This is a genomic window from Sinorhizobium fredii USDA 257 (genome assembly GCF_000265205.3).
Classification (GTDB): Bacteria; Pseudomonadota; Alphaproteobacteria; order Rhizobiales; family Rhizobiaceae; genus Sinorhizobium; species Sinorhizobium fredii_B.
Map to the genome: position 1 here is coordinate 1,189,129 of NC_018000.1, position 13,790 is coordinate 1,202,918.

The window sequence follows — 13,790 nt, forward strand, 5'->3', positions numbered from 1 at the left end:
CCCGGCGCAGTTCCCGGGGCGTCTTCAACCATTCTCCCGACAGCCCTTCGACAGCTTGCCCGCAGTACTGGCGGAAACGTCGAGACGCGGAGAACCGGTTGCCTCTCTCACAGAGGTCGATGCCGGCTCGTATGCCGCAACGGAACCCACCGGAGCGATGAGCTCCCATGCCGGAGAGAATTGTTTTGGCTGTCTTCAAAATCCGCCGGCCGGAGATCGGCAGCGTCGCGTTAAGCGCGATCACCACGCTTTACCTCTTGATGCTCACCAACAAATCCTTCTGGAGCCATGCGGTAGTCTATTTCGATCACGCATGGATTGCCATGCTATCGCTCGGCGCGGCACTCGGCCTCACCACCTTTTCGGTCCTGACATCGCTGTCGATGAAGTATGTGATGAAGCCGGTGCTGATCCTGCTGGTCGCCATATCGGCGGCCGCCGCCTATTTCACCGATACCTTCGGCGTCGTCATCGATAAGGGCATGATCGGCAACGCCGCCGTCACCACTGGCCCCGAGGCGGGTCATCTGCTCACGAGCAGCCTTGCACTTCATCTTGCGCTTTACGCGCTCATCCCCTCGCTTCTTGTCGCCTGGGTGAAGGTCAAGCATCGTCGGTTTTTCTCAAAGGCGGTTGTCAATTTCCTCTTCATTGCTCCGGCGCTTGTCTTGAGCGGCGCGCTCATCTACGCCAACTTCGCCGGCATCGCCTATGCGCTGCGGGAGCATCGCGATCTGATGGTACGGTTCAATCCGGCCGGGCCGATCTCGTCGGCGGTGCGCTACGGTCTCTCCACCTATCGCGAACGTAATCTGGTCGTGCAGCCGCTCGGCACTGATGCCAAAGAGGGGCCGCGCATCGCCGCGTCCGGCAAGCCTGTCGTCGTGGTGGTGGTCGCGGGCGAGACGGCGCGGGCGATGAATTTCTCCCTCAATGGGTATGACCGGGAGACCAATCCGGAATTGAAGGCGCTTGGCGTGGTCAACTACCGCGACACGACGAGCTGCGGCACGGCAACGGCCGTCTCATTGCCCTGCATGTTTTCCGTCTATCCGCGCAAGCAGTACAGCGACTGGAAGGCTCGCTCGACCGAAAATCTCGTCAACGTACTGACCCATGCGGGCGTTTCCGTTACCTGGTGGGACAACAATACGGGCAGCAAGGGGATCGCCGATCTCATCAGTTTCGCCAGCATGACGCACCGAAAGAACAGCCCGCTGTGCCACAATGGCGAATGTCTCGACGAAATCTTCCTCGACGAACTGGACAAAAAGCTCGGCGCAACGACCAAGGACAGCGTCATCGTGCTGCATCAACTCGGCAGCCACGGCCCCTCCTATTACCTGCGCTATCCCGAGGCGTTCCGCCGCTTCACGCCGGACTGCCGCACTCCGGAACTGATGAACTGCACGACGGAGGAAATCGTCAATGCCTATAACAACACGATCCTCTATACGGACCATGTCCTGGCGAGCGTCGCGAGGTTGCTCGAGAACCATCAGGACCGAATTGCCGGCGCGATGATCTACATGTCGGATCATGGGGAATCGCTCGGCGAAAACGGCATTTACCTGCACGGCGCGCCCTATGCGATTGCACCGAAGGAACAGACGCAGGTCCCCTTCATCGCCTGGTTTTCGAAACCATATCAGGCCGAGATGGGGGTCGACACCGCCTGTCTCTTGAAAGATGCAGCCAGCCCGAAGTCGCATGACAACCTCTTCCATACCGTCCTCGGCATGATGGACGTGCAAACGGGAGTCTATAACCGCTCACTCGACGCTTTCGCGGCCTGCACGCGGCCGGCGGGACGGAAGAACGAGGCACCGGGTTACCACGCGGCCGAGAGCAGCCTGCGAGCCGCACCAGACGGAGTTCTATAGCGGTTGCCGCCCATGTTCCACCAGCGGACAAAGCAGGAGCGGCGCCGCGCGCATCAAACTGTCGGCAGTCCGGGAAATCTGGTAGACTGCATGCTCGAAACCGTTCCGGTTTCTGTCACGGTAACCGTGGGCCCTCGATGGGAGGAGGAACCGATGCAGTTCGTTGGGATCCAAGTCTTCCCCGAGCGCGGCGGCAAGGCGGGCTTCACCGTCGAATTCGTCGGTGCGACGGGGGAGGTCGTTTCCGTGCTATGCCCGCAGAACGCGGAGGGCACCCTCAACCGGATGAATGCCGTTGTGCGGGCGAAAGAAATACTCGCTGCCGCCATCGAGACGGACGGTGAACTGCTCGGCATAACGGGGACGAGGCGATCCCCAGCGGTCCCCGAAGGCGCGCTCCCGAACGCCCGCCAGGCGCACGACCGAGACGCGTTGGAAGAGCAGCTGGAGGAAGGGCTCGAAGATACGTTCCCCGCCAGCGATCCCGTGTCGATCACCAGTTCGGCCATTCCTAAGGGCACGCCGCGCCGTTGAACCACTCCGCGGAGGCGCTCCTGCGTGCCTACGCGGGTGTTCTTGCTCCTCAGATTAACCAACATGTTGCGTTTCCGCATTTTTGCGCCGAAAGCGATTTCGGTTGGAATTAGAATGCGATAGTGATGTGAGATGAACCACGTGTTCGCTGCAGCGATTGATCGCGCGGCTTGAGACGAGTGAGGGATCGATTCTCGTCCACATCCATGGAGAAAGCCGTCTTGGACGCCTACGAGAGCACCGGCTCATGAATGGCCGACGTCTCACATTCGCTGTCGGTGACATTCACGGCTGTCTCGCACAGCTCGACGACCTATTGGAGGCAATCGAGTCCTCCGCACCGGGAGGCAGGGTCATCTTCCTCGGCGACCTTGTCGACCGCGGCCCGGAGAGCCGAGGCGTCGTCGAACGGATCATGGCAGGACCGACCAAGGCCGGTTGGCAATGGATCACGCTCAAGGGCAACCATGAGGATATGCTGCTGTCGGCCCGCAAGGGTCTGGCCGAGATGAGCTCGTGGCTGATGAACGGCGGCGACGAAACGCTAGAGTCCTATGGTGGCGCCATACCTTTGAGCCATCTGGTCTGGATGGCCGAGCTTCCGTCGATCATCATCGAGCCTTATCGGATTTTCGTGCATGCCGGAGTGGAGGAAACCATCCCGCTTGAGGAGCAGGACGACGACATTCTGCTGTGGATGCGTACCGAGCCGAACTATTCCGGCTATTACTGGGGCAGACATGTCTGCCACGGGCATACGCCGAGCAGCAGCAATCCCCGGACCGTCGGCAACAGGACCAATGTCGATTCGGGCGCAGTCTTCGGCGGCGTGCTTTCCTGCGCCGTCTTTGACGACGCCGTGCCGGGCGGGCCGATCGACTTTCTCATTGCCGGCGGCTGAGCGTCCGAGAAGAGGCGGCCAGGTAGCAAATGCCACAATCGCTCCGGCAGCACGAACCGGAGCGATTGTTTCGCGCGAATTCGGTTATGTAATGCGTCGCTCATCTCAAATTTGAGTGTTGACCGTCCACACCGAAGAACTGTAGGCACTTGACATGCGATCAAAATAGGTAGACCGGTCTACATATTGGATGGAGTGTAAGCAATGCCCGAGAAGGCGCCTGCAAGGGAACGCCTGCTGAACGCCGCAGCCGAATTGTTCTACCGCGATGGGGTTGGAGCGACAGGTATCGACACGATTACCGCGCATGCAGGCGTCGCGAAGATGAGCTTGTACAACAACTTCGCGTCCAAGACCGATCTGGTAAATGCCTACCTCCAGGCACGCCATGTCGAATGGCGGGAACTGTATCGAGAGCGCCTCAAGCATGCAAAGACACCTCGAGAGCGCGTTCTGGCGGTGTTCGATTCCTATGTTGACCACGCGGACTTGGCCTATCGGTGGGGGTTCCGCGGATGCGGGCTTCTCAACGCCGCCGCCGAACTCCCGGTCGGCGATCCCGGCCGAGCAACAGTCGCCATGCAGAAGGACGAGGCGGAGCGGCTCTTCAAGCAATATCTATCGGAAATGCACCCCACAGCGGGTGGGGTGATCGCCGAGACAGCGGAACATCTGTCGTTTTTGCTCGAGGGGGCAATGGCTCGGGCAGGCCTCGACGGACATGACGGCAGACTGAAGACAGCGCGCAAGATCGCCATCTCCGTCATGGATCAGCTATCGACCCTCCAGAACCCCGACGCCTGAACCGATGACAGACATTGCGACGTTACCCTTTCGGCGCGCCAGTCAAGTGTGGACGGTCTTCTTCGTTATCCTGCTCGAGGCGGCACTGGTGATTACCTGGAGCGCCGGTTTCGTCGGCATCCGGTTTGCGATCGACCATGCTCCGATCTTTCTGATCCTGTTTTGGCGAAGCCTGGTCTCAGGGCTGGTGTTGCTGCCCTTCGCCCTGACAGTGGGTCCGCCGATCAGGTGGAAGGATGCGCTTTCCCAGGTGCTGTTTGGTGCACTCGCCATGTCCGGGTATCTCGCGGGCTTCGCACTCGCGATCTCATTCGGCGTCCCAACCGGCCTCGTCGCCCTTATCACGGACATGCTGCCCTTGGCGGTGGCGTTCCTGTCATGGCCAATTCTCGGACAGGCCCTAACCGCACGTCAGTGGCTCGGCTCGTTGATCGGTCTGGCTGGAGTTCTGATCGCATCCGGTTGGTCCTTGGATATGGGCAATGTCCCACTCTGGGCCTACGGTCTTCCTGTGCTCGGCACGCTATCGCTTGCATTGGCAACGCTGCTGCAGAAGCGCAGCCCGACGAACACCATGCCGGTCTACCAGAGCCTCTGCATCCAATGCCTCTCGGCTGCCGCAATCTTCGCCCTGTTCGCCTGGCATGAAGGCAGAGTCTCGCCCGTCCTTGATGTTGGTTTTATCGGTGGCATTCTCTGGCTCGTGTTCGTCGCGACGTTTGGCGGTTGGAGCCTCTACTATCTTGCGCTCAGGAAATCCTCCCCTACTCGCGTCACGACGATCCTGTACTTGAGCCCGCCGGTGACGATGATCTGGGCCTGGGTGATGTTCGGGGAACCCCTTTCGTGGGCGATGGCCGGGGGATTGGGCGTTTCCCTCATCGGTATCATCATCGTGGCAAGGTCGCAGAAGGCAGTTCATGTGTAGAACGGTCCGGCAGCCGAAGAGGACCGCTTGCGCCATTGCCGACCCACCGCTGGCTGTTTTGTGGCATCTGCTACACAATTCGCCGAATACGGTTGTGCACCGGTCCGTCCGGCGATAGTTGTGCAATCCACGCGACGCGCGAGACCCTTTCTAAGGAGCCGGCTTGGATACCCTGACGACTGCGCTATTCCCGAAGAAATTCGCTGCCCTGCTGTTCGATATGGATGGCACCCTGCTCAATTCCATGGCCGTCGTCGAACGGGTCTGGGGCGCCTGGGCGGTCCGCAACGGGCTCGACCCCCTTGAGCTGATGAAATCGGTGCACGGCGTGCGTGCGTCGGACACGATCCGCAAGCTTGGCCTCGCTGTCGATCCGGACCTCGAGGCGCACGCGCTTGCGGCGGCGGAAATCGCCGACGTGGACGGCATCGTCGAAATACCCGGGGCGATCGCCTTCCTCAATTCGTTGCCGCCGGAGCGCTGGGCAATCGTCACGTCGGCGCCGCTCGAACTGGCCAAGCGCCGTCTCGCCGCAGCCGGCCTTCCCGTTCCGCACCACATGGTTACCGGTGAGGATGTCACGGCGGGCAAGCCGGATCCGCAGGGTTACCGTCTCGCCGCTCAGAGGCTCGGCGTCCGCGCCGAGGACTGCCTCGTCTTCGAAGACGCCCCGGCCGGGATACTCGCGGGTAGCTCCGCCGGCGCCGAAGTGGCCGTGATCACCGGCGCTCATGCGGCGGCAAACGGAACACCGCACCTGACATTGGAGCACTATGCGGACGTCGAGGCCCGCATCGGCGGCGACGGCTGGCTTTCGCTCCATCGACGCCGGGGCATTCGATTCTAACGAGCAGGCAAGGACACTTCCCTAACGCCACATGCCGCGCATGCGAGCCCGGACATCGACGCGCAATTGCTGCGCCTCACGATGGCCTGCCGCAGCCGAAGTGACAACAGGCCAGGCCGAGCACTCGAAGAATTGCAGAAGAGTTACGGGAATGAAGCGGCTGCGCGAGGCATAGACGTGCCGGTCGCCCTGGGCATTTTGGCCATGCGTGAAAAAGCGCTGCGGCGTGACGAGATGCAGGCTGTCCTTGGCGCGAGTCATGGCGACATAGAGCAGGCGCCGTTCCTCCTCAACCTCCGCGGTGCTGCCAACCCCGAGGTCGGAGGGTATGCAGCCGTCGACGCAATTGAGGACGAAAACGGATTTCCATTCCTGTCCCTTGGCTGAGTGGACGGTCGAGAGGATGAGATAGTCCTCATCGAGCAGTGGCACGCCCGCCTGATCGCTGGTGGCGTCCGGCGGGTCGAGCGTGAGTTCGGTCAGGAAGCGCTCGCGCGACGGATAGCCGGCGGCGATCTGCTCGAGCTGCAAGAGGTCGGCCCTGCGCATCTCGGCGTCCTCATGGATGCGCTCGAGATGCGGTTCGTACCACGCGCGGGCGATGCTGATTTCGGACGGCCAGCCGCTCCGGCCGGCCCGCAAGGTCTGCAGCATGTCGACGAAGGACGTCCAGCCATCACCCGAGCGAGGCGGGGCGGGGATTTCTGAGAGCGCCGCCAGCGGCTCCAAGTCGGCGGCGATCGCATCGAGCACACGCCCGGCCGACTGCGGACCGACGCCCGGCAGCAATTGCATCAGCCGGAATCCCGCCACCCGGTCGCGGGGATTTTGGGCGAAGCGCAAAGCCGCAAGCATGTCTTTCACATGCGCGCTGTCCAGGAATTTGAGGCCGCCGAACTTCACGAACGGAATATTGCGGCGGGTCAATTCCACTTCGAGCGAGCCGCTGTGGTGCGAGGTGCGGAAGAGCACGGCCTGTTGCTTCAGGAGCATTCCGCATTCGCGGTTCTGCAGCACCTGGTCGACGATATAGTTGGACTGATCGGCCTCGTCGCGCACGGTGACGAGCCGCGGCCGTTCGGCCGATTCCCGCTCGGTCCAGAGGTTCTTGGTGAAGCGCTCGCGGGCAAGTTCGATAACCCCATTGGCGGCAGCGAGGATCGGCCGTGTCGAGCGGTAATTCCGATCGAGCGTGATGACCTCCGCAGCGGGCGTGAACGTCGCCGGGAAATCCAGAATGTTGCGCACCGTCGCGGCGCGGAACGAATAGATCGACTGCGCGTCGTCGCCGACGACCGTAAGGCCCCGTCCTTTCGGCTTCAAAGCCATCAGGATCGAAGCCTGCAGCCGGTTGGTATCCTGATATTCGTCAACGAGCACGTGATCGAACCGCCCACCGACATCCTCGGCGAGAACGGCATCGCCCATCATCTGCGCCCAGTAGAGCAGCAGGTCGTCGTAATCGAGTACGTTCTGCGCCTGCTTCGCCTCGACATAGGCGCCGAAGAGCGCGCGCAGCTGCTTTTCCCAGGCGCTACACCAGGGAAAATTATCGCGCAGCACCTCATCGAGCGGCTGTTCCGCATTGACCGCCCGTGAATAGATGGCAAGGCAGGTTGCCTTGGTCGGGAAACGGTTTTCAGTCTTCGAGAAGCCGAGCTCGTGCCGGACGATGTTCATTAGATCGGCGCTGTCTTCCCGATCGTGAATGGTGAAATCCGGATCGACACCGATTTCCGCCGCATGTTCGCGCAGAAGCCGCGCGCCGATCCCATGAAACGTTCCCGCCCAGGCAAGCGCGTCGGAAACGGTGCCGGCTTTTCCGCCGAGCACCTGACTGCAGATGCGTTCGACCCTTCGGCCCATCTCGGCGGCCGCCCGGCGCGAGAAGGTCATCAGGAGGATACGGCGGGGATCGGCGCCATTGACGACCAGATGCGCGACCCGGTGGGCAAGCGTGTTCGTCTTGCCCGAGCCGGCACCAGCGATAATGAGAAGCGGACCAACGGTACTGACGTCCGGCCCGACACCGTATTCGACCGCACTGCGCTGGCGCTCGTTCAATTTTTCCAGATAAGCCGCGCTCATCAGCCCTCGTCCCGCCTCCAGTTGCGCTCGCGCGACGTGAACACCTGTTAAGGCTGCGGGATTGCCGCGAATCGAGCAAGAACGGATAAGGAACATAGCCGCAGTTCGACAGCCTGCAAAGCGGCGCCGCAACTGGCACGCATCATTTCGTTCGAGCGGCTTTCGCTAATGGGTGCTGGTGCGATGCGCGGCAGCACTCGCCGGCTGCTTCGCTTGCTGGCGTCGCGCGAAAGATCGGGCGTTTCTGCGCGCAACTCTCAACGCGGCCAATGTCGGCTGCCACCATCCCCTGGAAAGCGCCTCGGGCCCAGGCTCCCGGCGGGCAGGCCATGTCGCAATGAGTTCGGCAAGGGTCGGGGCGCGCCATCTTCCCCAGACATGATCGACGGTTCGGTCGGCATGAGGATAGTATTCCGCCAGCGCCGCCGCCTCGGCGACTTCGCCGGCGAGTTCGACAAAGACGATGATTCCATACTGCTTTGTTGCAACAGGACGACCTAGGGGCGGTAGATCGTCAGCGGGCAGGGGATAGCGTCGCCGGCGCCGTTCGGCGGCGCGCGCGCTCGCCGCTCTTTGGGCCTCGGAATCTTTTTGCGCCTCGCGGCGGCGTTTCCTTTCCTCGGGCTCGCTTCGTCGCGCCGCCTCCTCGATCTCGGGCCAGCGTCGCAGCAGTTCTTCGTAGGACCGGAAGGGCACGCGCCAGACCCGCAAGTCTTCGTCCCAGTGTGCCCAGGGAATTTCGCGCATCGCTTCGATCACCGATTTCGAATAGGGCGTTCGAACCCGCAGGTCATCGCCGACCTCGAGATACCGGCTGTCGATGGGCTCGAAATCATAAGCGTCGCGGCCTTTGACATCCCCATAGACGTCGTTGCGCTCGGCCTCCCGTGCCAGCCATCGTTCGATGCGACGGGCGGCCATCTTGCCCGGCACGAACCAGCTCTTGCGTTCGTCGTCCCATCGGGCGCGTGGAAACGCCTGGCGAAACCGCTCGACGGCGCTCCGGTCATAGGCGAAGGCCGCGAACTCGCCTTGTTGAGCTTCCTTTCGGCGCCTCCACTGATTGTGCGGAACCATGGCCAGTCTCCACGCTCTCGACAGTAACGTTGCGCTTGGTTGCTTTGTTCGTTTCAAGCGAGATTCCGGCAGCCACGTGCATTTCGGAGCGGTCCAATGGAACCCGCCTCGTCCTCTGCGAGTTTCCCCCTGCACTAGGAGGAACGATGCCCAAGGTCACGGACACGATCAGCTACCCCCAGCCAACGGACCGCCGGTTAGAGTGCGAGCGTGCGCTGGAAGAGGATTTTCAAGTCTTCACGAGCCTGGCGGAGGGCGCCGGTTGGTCGTGGCAAGAGATCGCGCTCGCTCTCATGGAACTTACCGAAGACTATGCCATGGCAATGAGCATGAGCACGAAAAGTGCCGAGAGCAACACCGCCCCATTCCCCGGGAACAAGACCCTGCACTGACGGCCGGGTATATTGAAGAATTGTGCGAGCCGCTCCTAGTCGCGGAAGCAAACCGTCAACAGAACAAAGCAGTGTCCGCATGATTTGCGGACACTGCTTGCCAACGTTGGGGACATTGGTTGCCGCCCCAAGAGTGGGACTGACATCCTTAAATTCATGAAGTCTACAATGGTTCCATTGCGACGGGCAGGCGCCGCCACCCTGCCGTTCTGCTGGAAGTGCGGGAAGCCGGCGATCGAGCGAGCCTGTTCTCAACGGGGCGCCCACACAGGGAAATCAGTCTTTCGGACGTATGCACAGCTTCTTCAGCATTTCGACGTCGCGAACGCCGGATTGATAGACGGAGATCAATCTTGCGGCGATTTCGTTCGCCTTCTCGCCGCTGCTGTCTACGCCCCTTTCCTCCAAGATCTGTTCGAAGATGCTGTGCAGCAGGTCCACCTCCATGGGGCCGAAAGTGCTACACCGGTCGCGAGACGTCGACATGGTTCATCTCCTCTCGACGGGGGCGGATTCGCACATCCGTAACGCCCGAGCATGTGCGGGAAACCTTCAGTGTACCCCTGATTGAGACGAAGACGAGTCACTGCAGGTAGCGGCGTTGCGGCACTGCGCAAGTACTGGTTTGCCCTCGGGAGCAGTGAAGTCTGAGCGTAGCGGACGATCGATCTGGCAATGCTAGAAGACTCCCCGCGGCTCGTCTTCCCTGCTAAGGGATGTGCCGCTGCAACCGTTTTCTCGACAAGATCAGGTGCAGTGATAGCGGCAACCTTTGAACTCTCACCACCATCCTAATTTTTGCATTAACGAAGACGGTCTAAAATCGAAGGATATGGCGAAGGACATCACGCGACTCATAGAACTCTTCGAGACCTCTCCTGTTCTCGTCGCAGCCTACGACGAGTTCGATAGGCTGCGCTACGCCAACGCGGCATTCCGATCAGCCTATTTCATCGAAGCGGATGAGAAGCCCCTCTGGCCGGACTTGATGCGGCGGAATTTCCATGCCCAACGAGGAACCGTCATTCGCGCAGGAGACTTCGAAGAATGGCTGCGATCGACCCAGTCGCGCCGCGGCAAAGTAGGTTTCAGGGCGTTTGAAACCGATCTGTTCGACGGGCGCTGGGTTTGGATGACCGAAACCGTCGAGAAAGACGGGTGGATGCTTTGCGTCGCCACCGATGTGACTGGCCTCAAGGCCAAGACGCGCACGGTACGACAGGACCGGGACCTGGCGATCAAGGCTTCCTACACCGATGAATTGACCGGGGTCGCCAACCGCCGTTTCGTGACGGCGAGAATCGGGGACATGTTGCAGCGGCACGGCGGCAACCAGGCCTCGCCAGGCTGCCTTTGCGTGCTGGACATCGACCGCTTCAAGAGCATCAACGACCAGTTCGGCCATCAAACCGGCGATTCGGTCCTGAGAGACTTCGCCATGCGCATTCACCGTCTGGTGCGGCGGACCGACTGCTTCGGAAGGGTCGGCGGCGAGGAATTCGTGCTCACCCTTCCAGCCACTCCCATTGAGCAGGCCAAGCTGATCCTCGAAAGGATGCTCGCCTCCGTCCGCAAGTCCCGTCCGCTTCAGGAGCGACCCGACTTCGGATATACGTTTTCAGCAGGCATCGCGGGCGCTCAGTCCGGCGATACGGCGCTCAGCCTCTATGCCCGGGCGGACCGGGCTCTATACATGGCCAAGCTCGCCGGCCGCGATCGCATTCACCTGGATGAATCCGATCCCAACCGATCTGCAATTGCAGGATAGCCCAGCCGGCCGGTACCGCGACCGGGACCAATCAAGCGGCGGCCTTGCCTCTTGCCCAACACACATCCGCACCGACGGCTGCCGGCCCGTTCGGTAAGTGGTCCGAATGGATTTCTGCTGGATGCCCTTCCGCGGCCATGGAAGTCAGCGGTACAGTCCTGTACGTAGATAGAAACTTCTCCGTGTTCCGCGCGTTTGCAGAGAAGTTGTTGCCCCGCCCGAAAGGATTGTTCGGGGAGGCCAGCATCACGCGCGTCCGTCACTCCGGGGACTTTCTGACGTGGAGAACCCATGACCGCCTCCGTCGACCATGCACCGGCGCAAGCCAAAGGCCTGCGCCAGTTTCTCGCCCTCACGCTTGGGTCCGTCGGCGTGGTCTACGGCGACATTGGCACCAGCCCCCTCTACGCGTTTCGCGAGGCCCTACGCCCGTTTGCAGCGGGCGGTGTCGACCGAGGAGAGATCATCGGCCTCATCTCCCTCGTCATCTGGACGCTGACGATCATCGTCACGATCAAATACGTGATCTTGCTGCTTCGCGCCGATAACAATGGCGAGGGCGGTACTTTGGCCCTCCTTGCCCTGTTGATGAAGAAGGGCACCAAGTATCCCGTACTGATGTTCTTCACCGGCATTTTCGGTGCCTCGCTGTTCATCGGTGACGCGATGATCACACCGGCGCTCTCGGTGCTCTCGGCCGTCGAGGGGCTGAAGCTTGTGACGCCCGCCCTGCACGATTACGTGCTGCCGATTTCCGTCGCGATCATGGTGCTGTTGTTTGCCGTTCAGTCGCGTGGTACCGGCGCGGTTTCGATTTTCTTCGGGCCGATTACACTCATCTGGTTTCTGGTCTTGGGCGCTGTGGGTATCGTCCATATTGGCGACGATCTGGCGATCCTGGGAGCTTTCAACCCCGTGCACGCCGTTGTTTTCTTATGGAATGCCGGTCTCGTCGGGTTCATCGTTCTTGGAGCGGTGTTCCTGACGGTCACCGGGGCAGAAGCCCTCTATGCCGATCTCGGCCACTTTGGGCGCGCGCCGATTCAGGCGGCCTGGGCCGCGGTCGTATTTCCGGCGCTGACCTTGAACTATCTCGGACAAGGCGCTTTCGTGCTGTCGCATCCCGAGGCCATTTCCGATCCATTTTTCCTGATGTTTCCGAGCTGGGCCTTGTTGCCGGTGGTGATTCTTGCCACGCTTGCGACGATCATTGCCAGCCAGTCGGTGATAACCGGAGCGTTTTCGCTGGTGCGGCAAGCGATCCATCTCGGATTCCTGCCGCGGTTCGAGATCTGCTACACCTCGGAAACGCATACGGGCCAGATTTATCTGCCTCTGGTCAACACCGCGCTCCTGACCGGCGTGCTCGTCCTCATGTTTGTATTCGGCAGTTCCGAGTCTCTCGCCCCCGCCTATGGCGTATCGATCACCGGCGCCATGCTGATCGACACGGTTCTTGCGTTCGAGTTCGTTCGCCGGCAGTGGGGCTGGGCGGTGTTGACTGCGGTTGCGATCCTGCTTCCCTTGTTCTTGCTGGAAATGGTCTTTCTCGGCGCCAACCTTTTCAAGATTCACCACGGCGGGTACGTGCCGATCCTCTTCGCCGGAACGATGATCACGATTATGTGGACCTGGCGGAGGGGCGTGGCGCTTCTGCGCGAGAAGACGGCCCGTCTGGAAGTGCCTCTCGACCAATTCATTGCCGCGGTCGAACGAAAATCCGTGCACGCTCCGGTGGAGGTGCCGGGAACGGCGATCTTCCTGACCGCCACGCCGGAGACGACCCCATCCGTTCTCCTGCACAACATCAAGCACAATCATGTGCTTCACGAGCACAATGTCATCCTGACCATCAAGACCGCCAGGGTGCCCTATGTCGCGGAGAAGGACCGCTACACGCTGACGAAGCTCTCCGATCGGTTCAGCAAGCTGGAGCTGAGATTTGGCTTCATGGACGACCAGAATGTCTCGAGGGCGCTGGCGCGCTGCCGCAAGGAGGGTTTCAAGTTCGAGATCATGTCGACGTCCTTCTATCTCGGCCGGCGCAAGCTTGTCGCGGATCCCGCCTCCGGCATGCCGAGATGGCAGGACAGGCTGTTCATAGCGATGGCGGACTCGGCGATCGATCCGACCGACTACTTCCATCTGCCCGCCAATCGCGTCGTCGAGTTGGGGGAACAGGTGATCATCTAAACGCCGAGGTCAGGGGAGAGGGCTTTCGCTGGAGATCGCCCACTTATGATCTCCCGGGTGGCGAAAGCCTCTCTTGCGTGAGCGGGGAATAGACCTTGGCGCCGGGCGTTTTATCGCCCGCGACACCCAGCACCAGATAGGCGACAATGAGGCAAACCGACAGTAGCAAGACGCCAACGGCAAAAGCCGATGAAGCCTCAGTCTCTTGGGCTTGCCAATCCTTCCTGCTGAACATGGGAGCCTCCCATAAAATGGGGAAGGGTGACCCGTCGCCGAGGACGAGTCTGGGGGTAGGTGCATCGAACGTGAGTTTTGGCCCGCTCGCCTCGCGAGTTGTTTGATAGCTCCGTCTGAAGAGCTCGGCCCCTCCGCATC

The 13,790-nt window shown here is 61.2% G+C and carries 13 protein-coding genes; 9 read left to right on the forward strand and 4 right to left on the reverse strand.

What is annotated here, in order from left to right; translation table 11 throughout:
- The first annotated feature begins 167 nt into the window (after positions 1 to 167).
- From USDA257_RS05465 to USDA257_RS05490, 6 genes are all read left to right on the forward strand, one after another.
- Positions 168 to 1,883 carry a phosphoethanolamine transferase gene (locus tag USDA257_RS05465; RefSeq protein ID WP_014761899.1) on the forward strand — a complete coding sequence of 572 codons (1,716 nt, stop codon included), beginning with the start codon at positions 168 to 170 and terminating at the stop codon, positions 1,881 to 1,883.
- A 153-nt stretch (positions 1,884 to 2,036) separates the two neighbouring features.
- Positions 2,037 to 2,417: a hypothetical protein gene (locus tag USDA257_RS05470; RefSeq protein WP_014761900.1), complete on the forward strand. Its 381-nt coding sequence runs from the start codon at positions 2,037 to 2,039 to the stop codon at positions 2,415 to 2,417.
- A gap of 247 nt (positions 2,418 to 2,664) precedes the next feature.
- Complete coding sequence (locus tag USDA257_RS05475) at positions 2,665 to 3,318, forward strand: metallophosphoesterase family protein (RefSeq protein ID WP_014761901.1); 654 nt, start codon at positions 2,665 to 2,667, stop codon at positions 3,316 to 3,318.
- A gap of 204 nt (positions 3,319 to 3,522) precedes the next feature.
- A complete protein-coding gene (locus USDA257_RS05480) occupies positions 3,523 to 4,122 on the forward strand; it encodes a TetR/AcrR family transcriptional regulator (RefSeq protein ID WP_014761902.1) in 600 nt (199 codons plus the stop codon).
- A gap of 4 nt (positions 4,123 to 4,126) precedes the next feature.
- On the forward strand, positions 4,127 to 5,050 hold the full coding sequence (locus USDA257_RS05485) for a DMT family transporter (protein ID WP_014761903.1): 924 nt from the start codon (positions 4,127 to 4,129) through the stop codon (positions 5,048 to 5,050).
- Positions 5,051 to 5,270: 220 nt separating this feature from the next.
- Entirely contained in the window at positions 5,271 to 5,897 is a 627-nt protein-coding gene (locus tag USDA257_RS05490) for an HAD family hydrolase (protein WP_420135949.1), read from the forward strand.
- A 21-nt stretch (positions 5,898 to 5,918) separates the two neighbouring features.
- Here the strand turns inward: USDA257_RS05490 and USDA257_RS05495 are convergent, their stop codons facing one another.
- Together USDA257_RS05495 and USDA257_RS05500 are read right to left on the reverse strand one after the other, a co-directional pair.
- Positions 5,919 to 7,985: an ATP-dependent helicase gene (locus tag USDA257_RS05495; RefSeq protein WP_014761905.1), complete on the reverse strand. Its 2,067-nt coding sequence runs from the start codon at positions 7,983 to 7,985 to the stop codon at positions 5,919 to 5,921.
- Positions 7,986 to 8,150: 165 nt separating this feature from the next.
- Positions 8,151 to 9,062: a DUF5710 domain-containing protein gene (locus tag USDA257_RS05500; RefSeq protein ID WP_014761906.1), complete on the reverse strand. Its 912-nt coding sequence runs from the start codon at positions 9,060 to 9,062 to the stop codon at positions 8,151 to 8,153.
- A gap of 146 nt (positions 9,063 to 9,208) precedes the next feature.
- On the opposite strand from USDA257_RS05500, the gene USDA257_RS05505 reads away from it, so the two are divergent.
- Positions 9,209 to 9,454: a hypothetical protein gene (locus USDA257_RS05505; protein ID WP_041413930.1), complete on the forward strand. Its 246-nt coding sequence runs from the start codon at positions 9,209 to 9,211 to the stop codon at positions 9,452 to 9,454.
- Positions 9,455 to 9,730: 276 nt separating this feature from the next.
- On the opposite strand, the gene USDA257_RS05510 is transcribed toward USDA257_RS05505, so the two are convergent.
- Complete coding sequence (locus tag USDA257_RS05510) at positions 9,731 to 9,940, reverse strand: hypothetical protein (RefSeq protein WP_041413931.1); 210 nt, start codon at positions 9,938 to 9,940, stop codon at positions 9,731 to 9,733.
- 346 nt (positions 9,941 to 10,286) lie between these two features.
- Here USDA257_RS05510 and USDA257_RS05515 point away from each other — a divergent pair, with 346 nt between their 5' ends.
- On the forward strand, positions 10,287 to 11,222 hold the full coding sequence (locus tag USDA257_RS05515; RefSeq protein WP_041413932.1) for a sensor domain-containing diguanylate cyclase: 936 nt from the start codon (positions 10,287 to 10,289) through the stop codon (positions 11,220 to 11,222).
- Positions 11,223 to 11,513: 291 nt separating this feature from the next.
- The gene (locus tag USDA257_RS05520; protein ID WP_014761909.1) at positions 11,514 to 13,415 is read left to right on the forward strand and encodes a potassium transporter Kup; all 1,902 of its coding nucleotides are present in this window, start codon (positions 11,514 to 11,516) and stop codon (positions 13,413 to 13,415) included.
- 43 nt (positions 13,416 to 13,458) lie between these two features.
- Here USDA257_RS05520 and USDA257_RS05525 read toward each other — a convergent pair whose 3' ends face one another.
- On the reverse strand, positions 13,459 to 13,650 hold the full coding sequence (locus USDA257_RS05525; protein ID WP_041413933.1) for a hypothetical protein: 192 nt from the start codon (positions 13,648 to 13,650) through the stop codon (positions 13,459 to 13,461).
- Positions 13,651 to 13,790 lie beyond the last annotated feature (140 nt).

Coding starts and splice junctions, on each gene's coding strand:
- USDA257_RS05465 (WP_014761899.1), top strand. CDS start 168: ATGCCGGAGAGAATTGTTTTGGCTGTCTTCAAAATCCGCCGGCCGGAG.
- USDA257_RS05470 (WP_014761900.1), top strand. CDS start 2,037: ATGCAGTTCGTTGGGATCCAAGTCTTCCCCGAGCGCGGCGGCAAGGCG.
- USDA257_RS05475 (WP_014761901.1), top strand. CDS start 2,665: ATGAATGGCCGACGTCTCACATTCGCTGTCGGTGACATTCACGGCTGT.
- USDA257_RS05480 (WP_014761902.1), top strand. CDS start 3,523: ATGCCCGAGAAGGCGCCTGCAAGGGAACGCCTGCTGAACGCCGCAGCC.
- USDA257_RS05485 (WP_014761903.1), top strand. CDS start 4,127: ATGACAGACATTGCGACGTTACCCTTTCGGCGCGCCAGTCAAGTGTGG.
- USDA257_RS05490 (WP_420135949.1), top strand. CDS start 5,271: ATGGATGGCACCCTGCTCAATTCCATGGCCGTCGTCGAACGGGTCTGG.
- USDA257_RS05495 (WP_014761905.1), bottom strand. CDS start 7,985: ATGAGCGCGGCTTATCTGGAAAAATTGAACGAGCGCCAGCGCAGTGCG.
- USDA257_RS05500 (WP_014761906.1), bottom strand. CDS start 9,062: ATGGTTCCGCACAATCAGTGGAGGCGCCGAAAGGAAGCTCAACAAGGC.
- USDA257_RS05505 (WP_041413930.1), top strand. CDS start 9,209: ATGCCCAAGGTCACGGACACGATCAGCTACCCCCAGCCAACGGACCGC.
- USDA257_RS05510 (WP_041413931.1), bottom strand. CDS start 9,940: ATGTCGACGTCTCGCGACCGGTGTAGCACTTTCGGCCCCATGGAGGTG.
- USDA257_RS05515 (WP_041413932.1), top strand. CDS start 10,287: ATGGCGAAGGACATCACGCGACTCATAGAACTCTTCGAGACCTCTCCT.
- USDA257_RS05520 (WP_014761909.1), top strand. CDS start 11,514: ATGACCGCCTCCGTCGACCATGCACCGGCGCAAGCCAAAGGCCTGCGC.
- USDA257_RS05525 (WP_041413933.1), bottom strand. CDS start 13,650: ATGTTCAGCAGGAAGGATTGGCAAGCCCAAGAGACTGAGGCTTCATCG.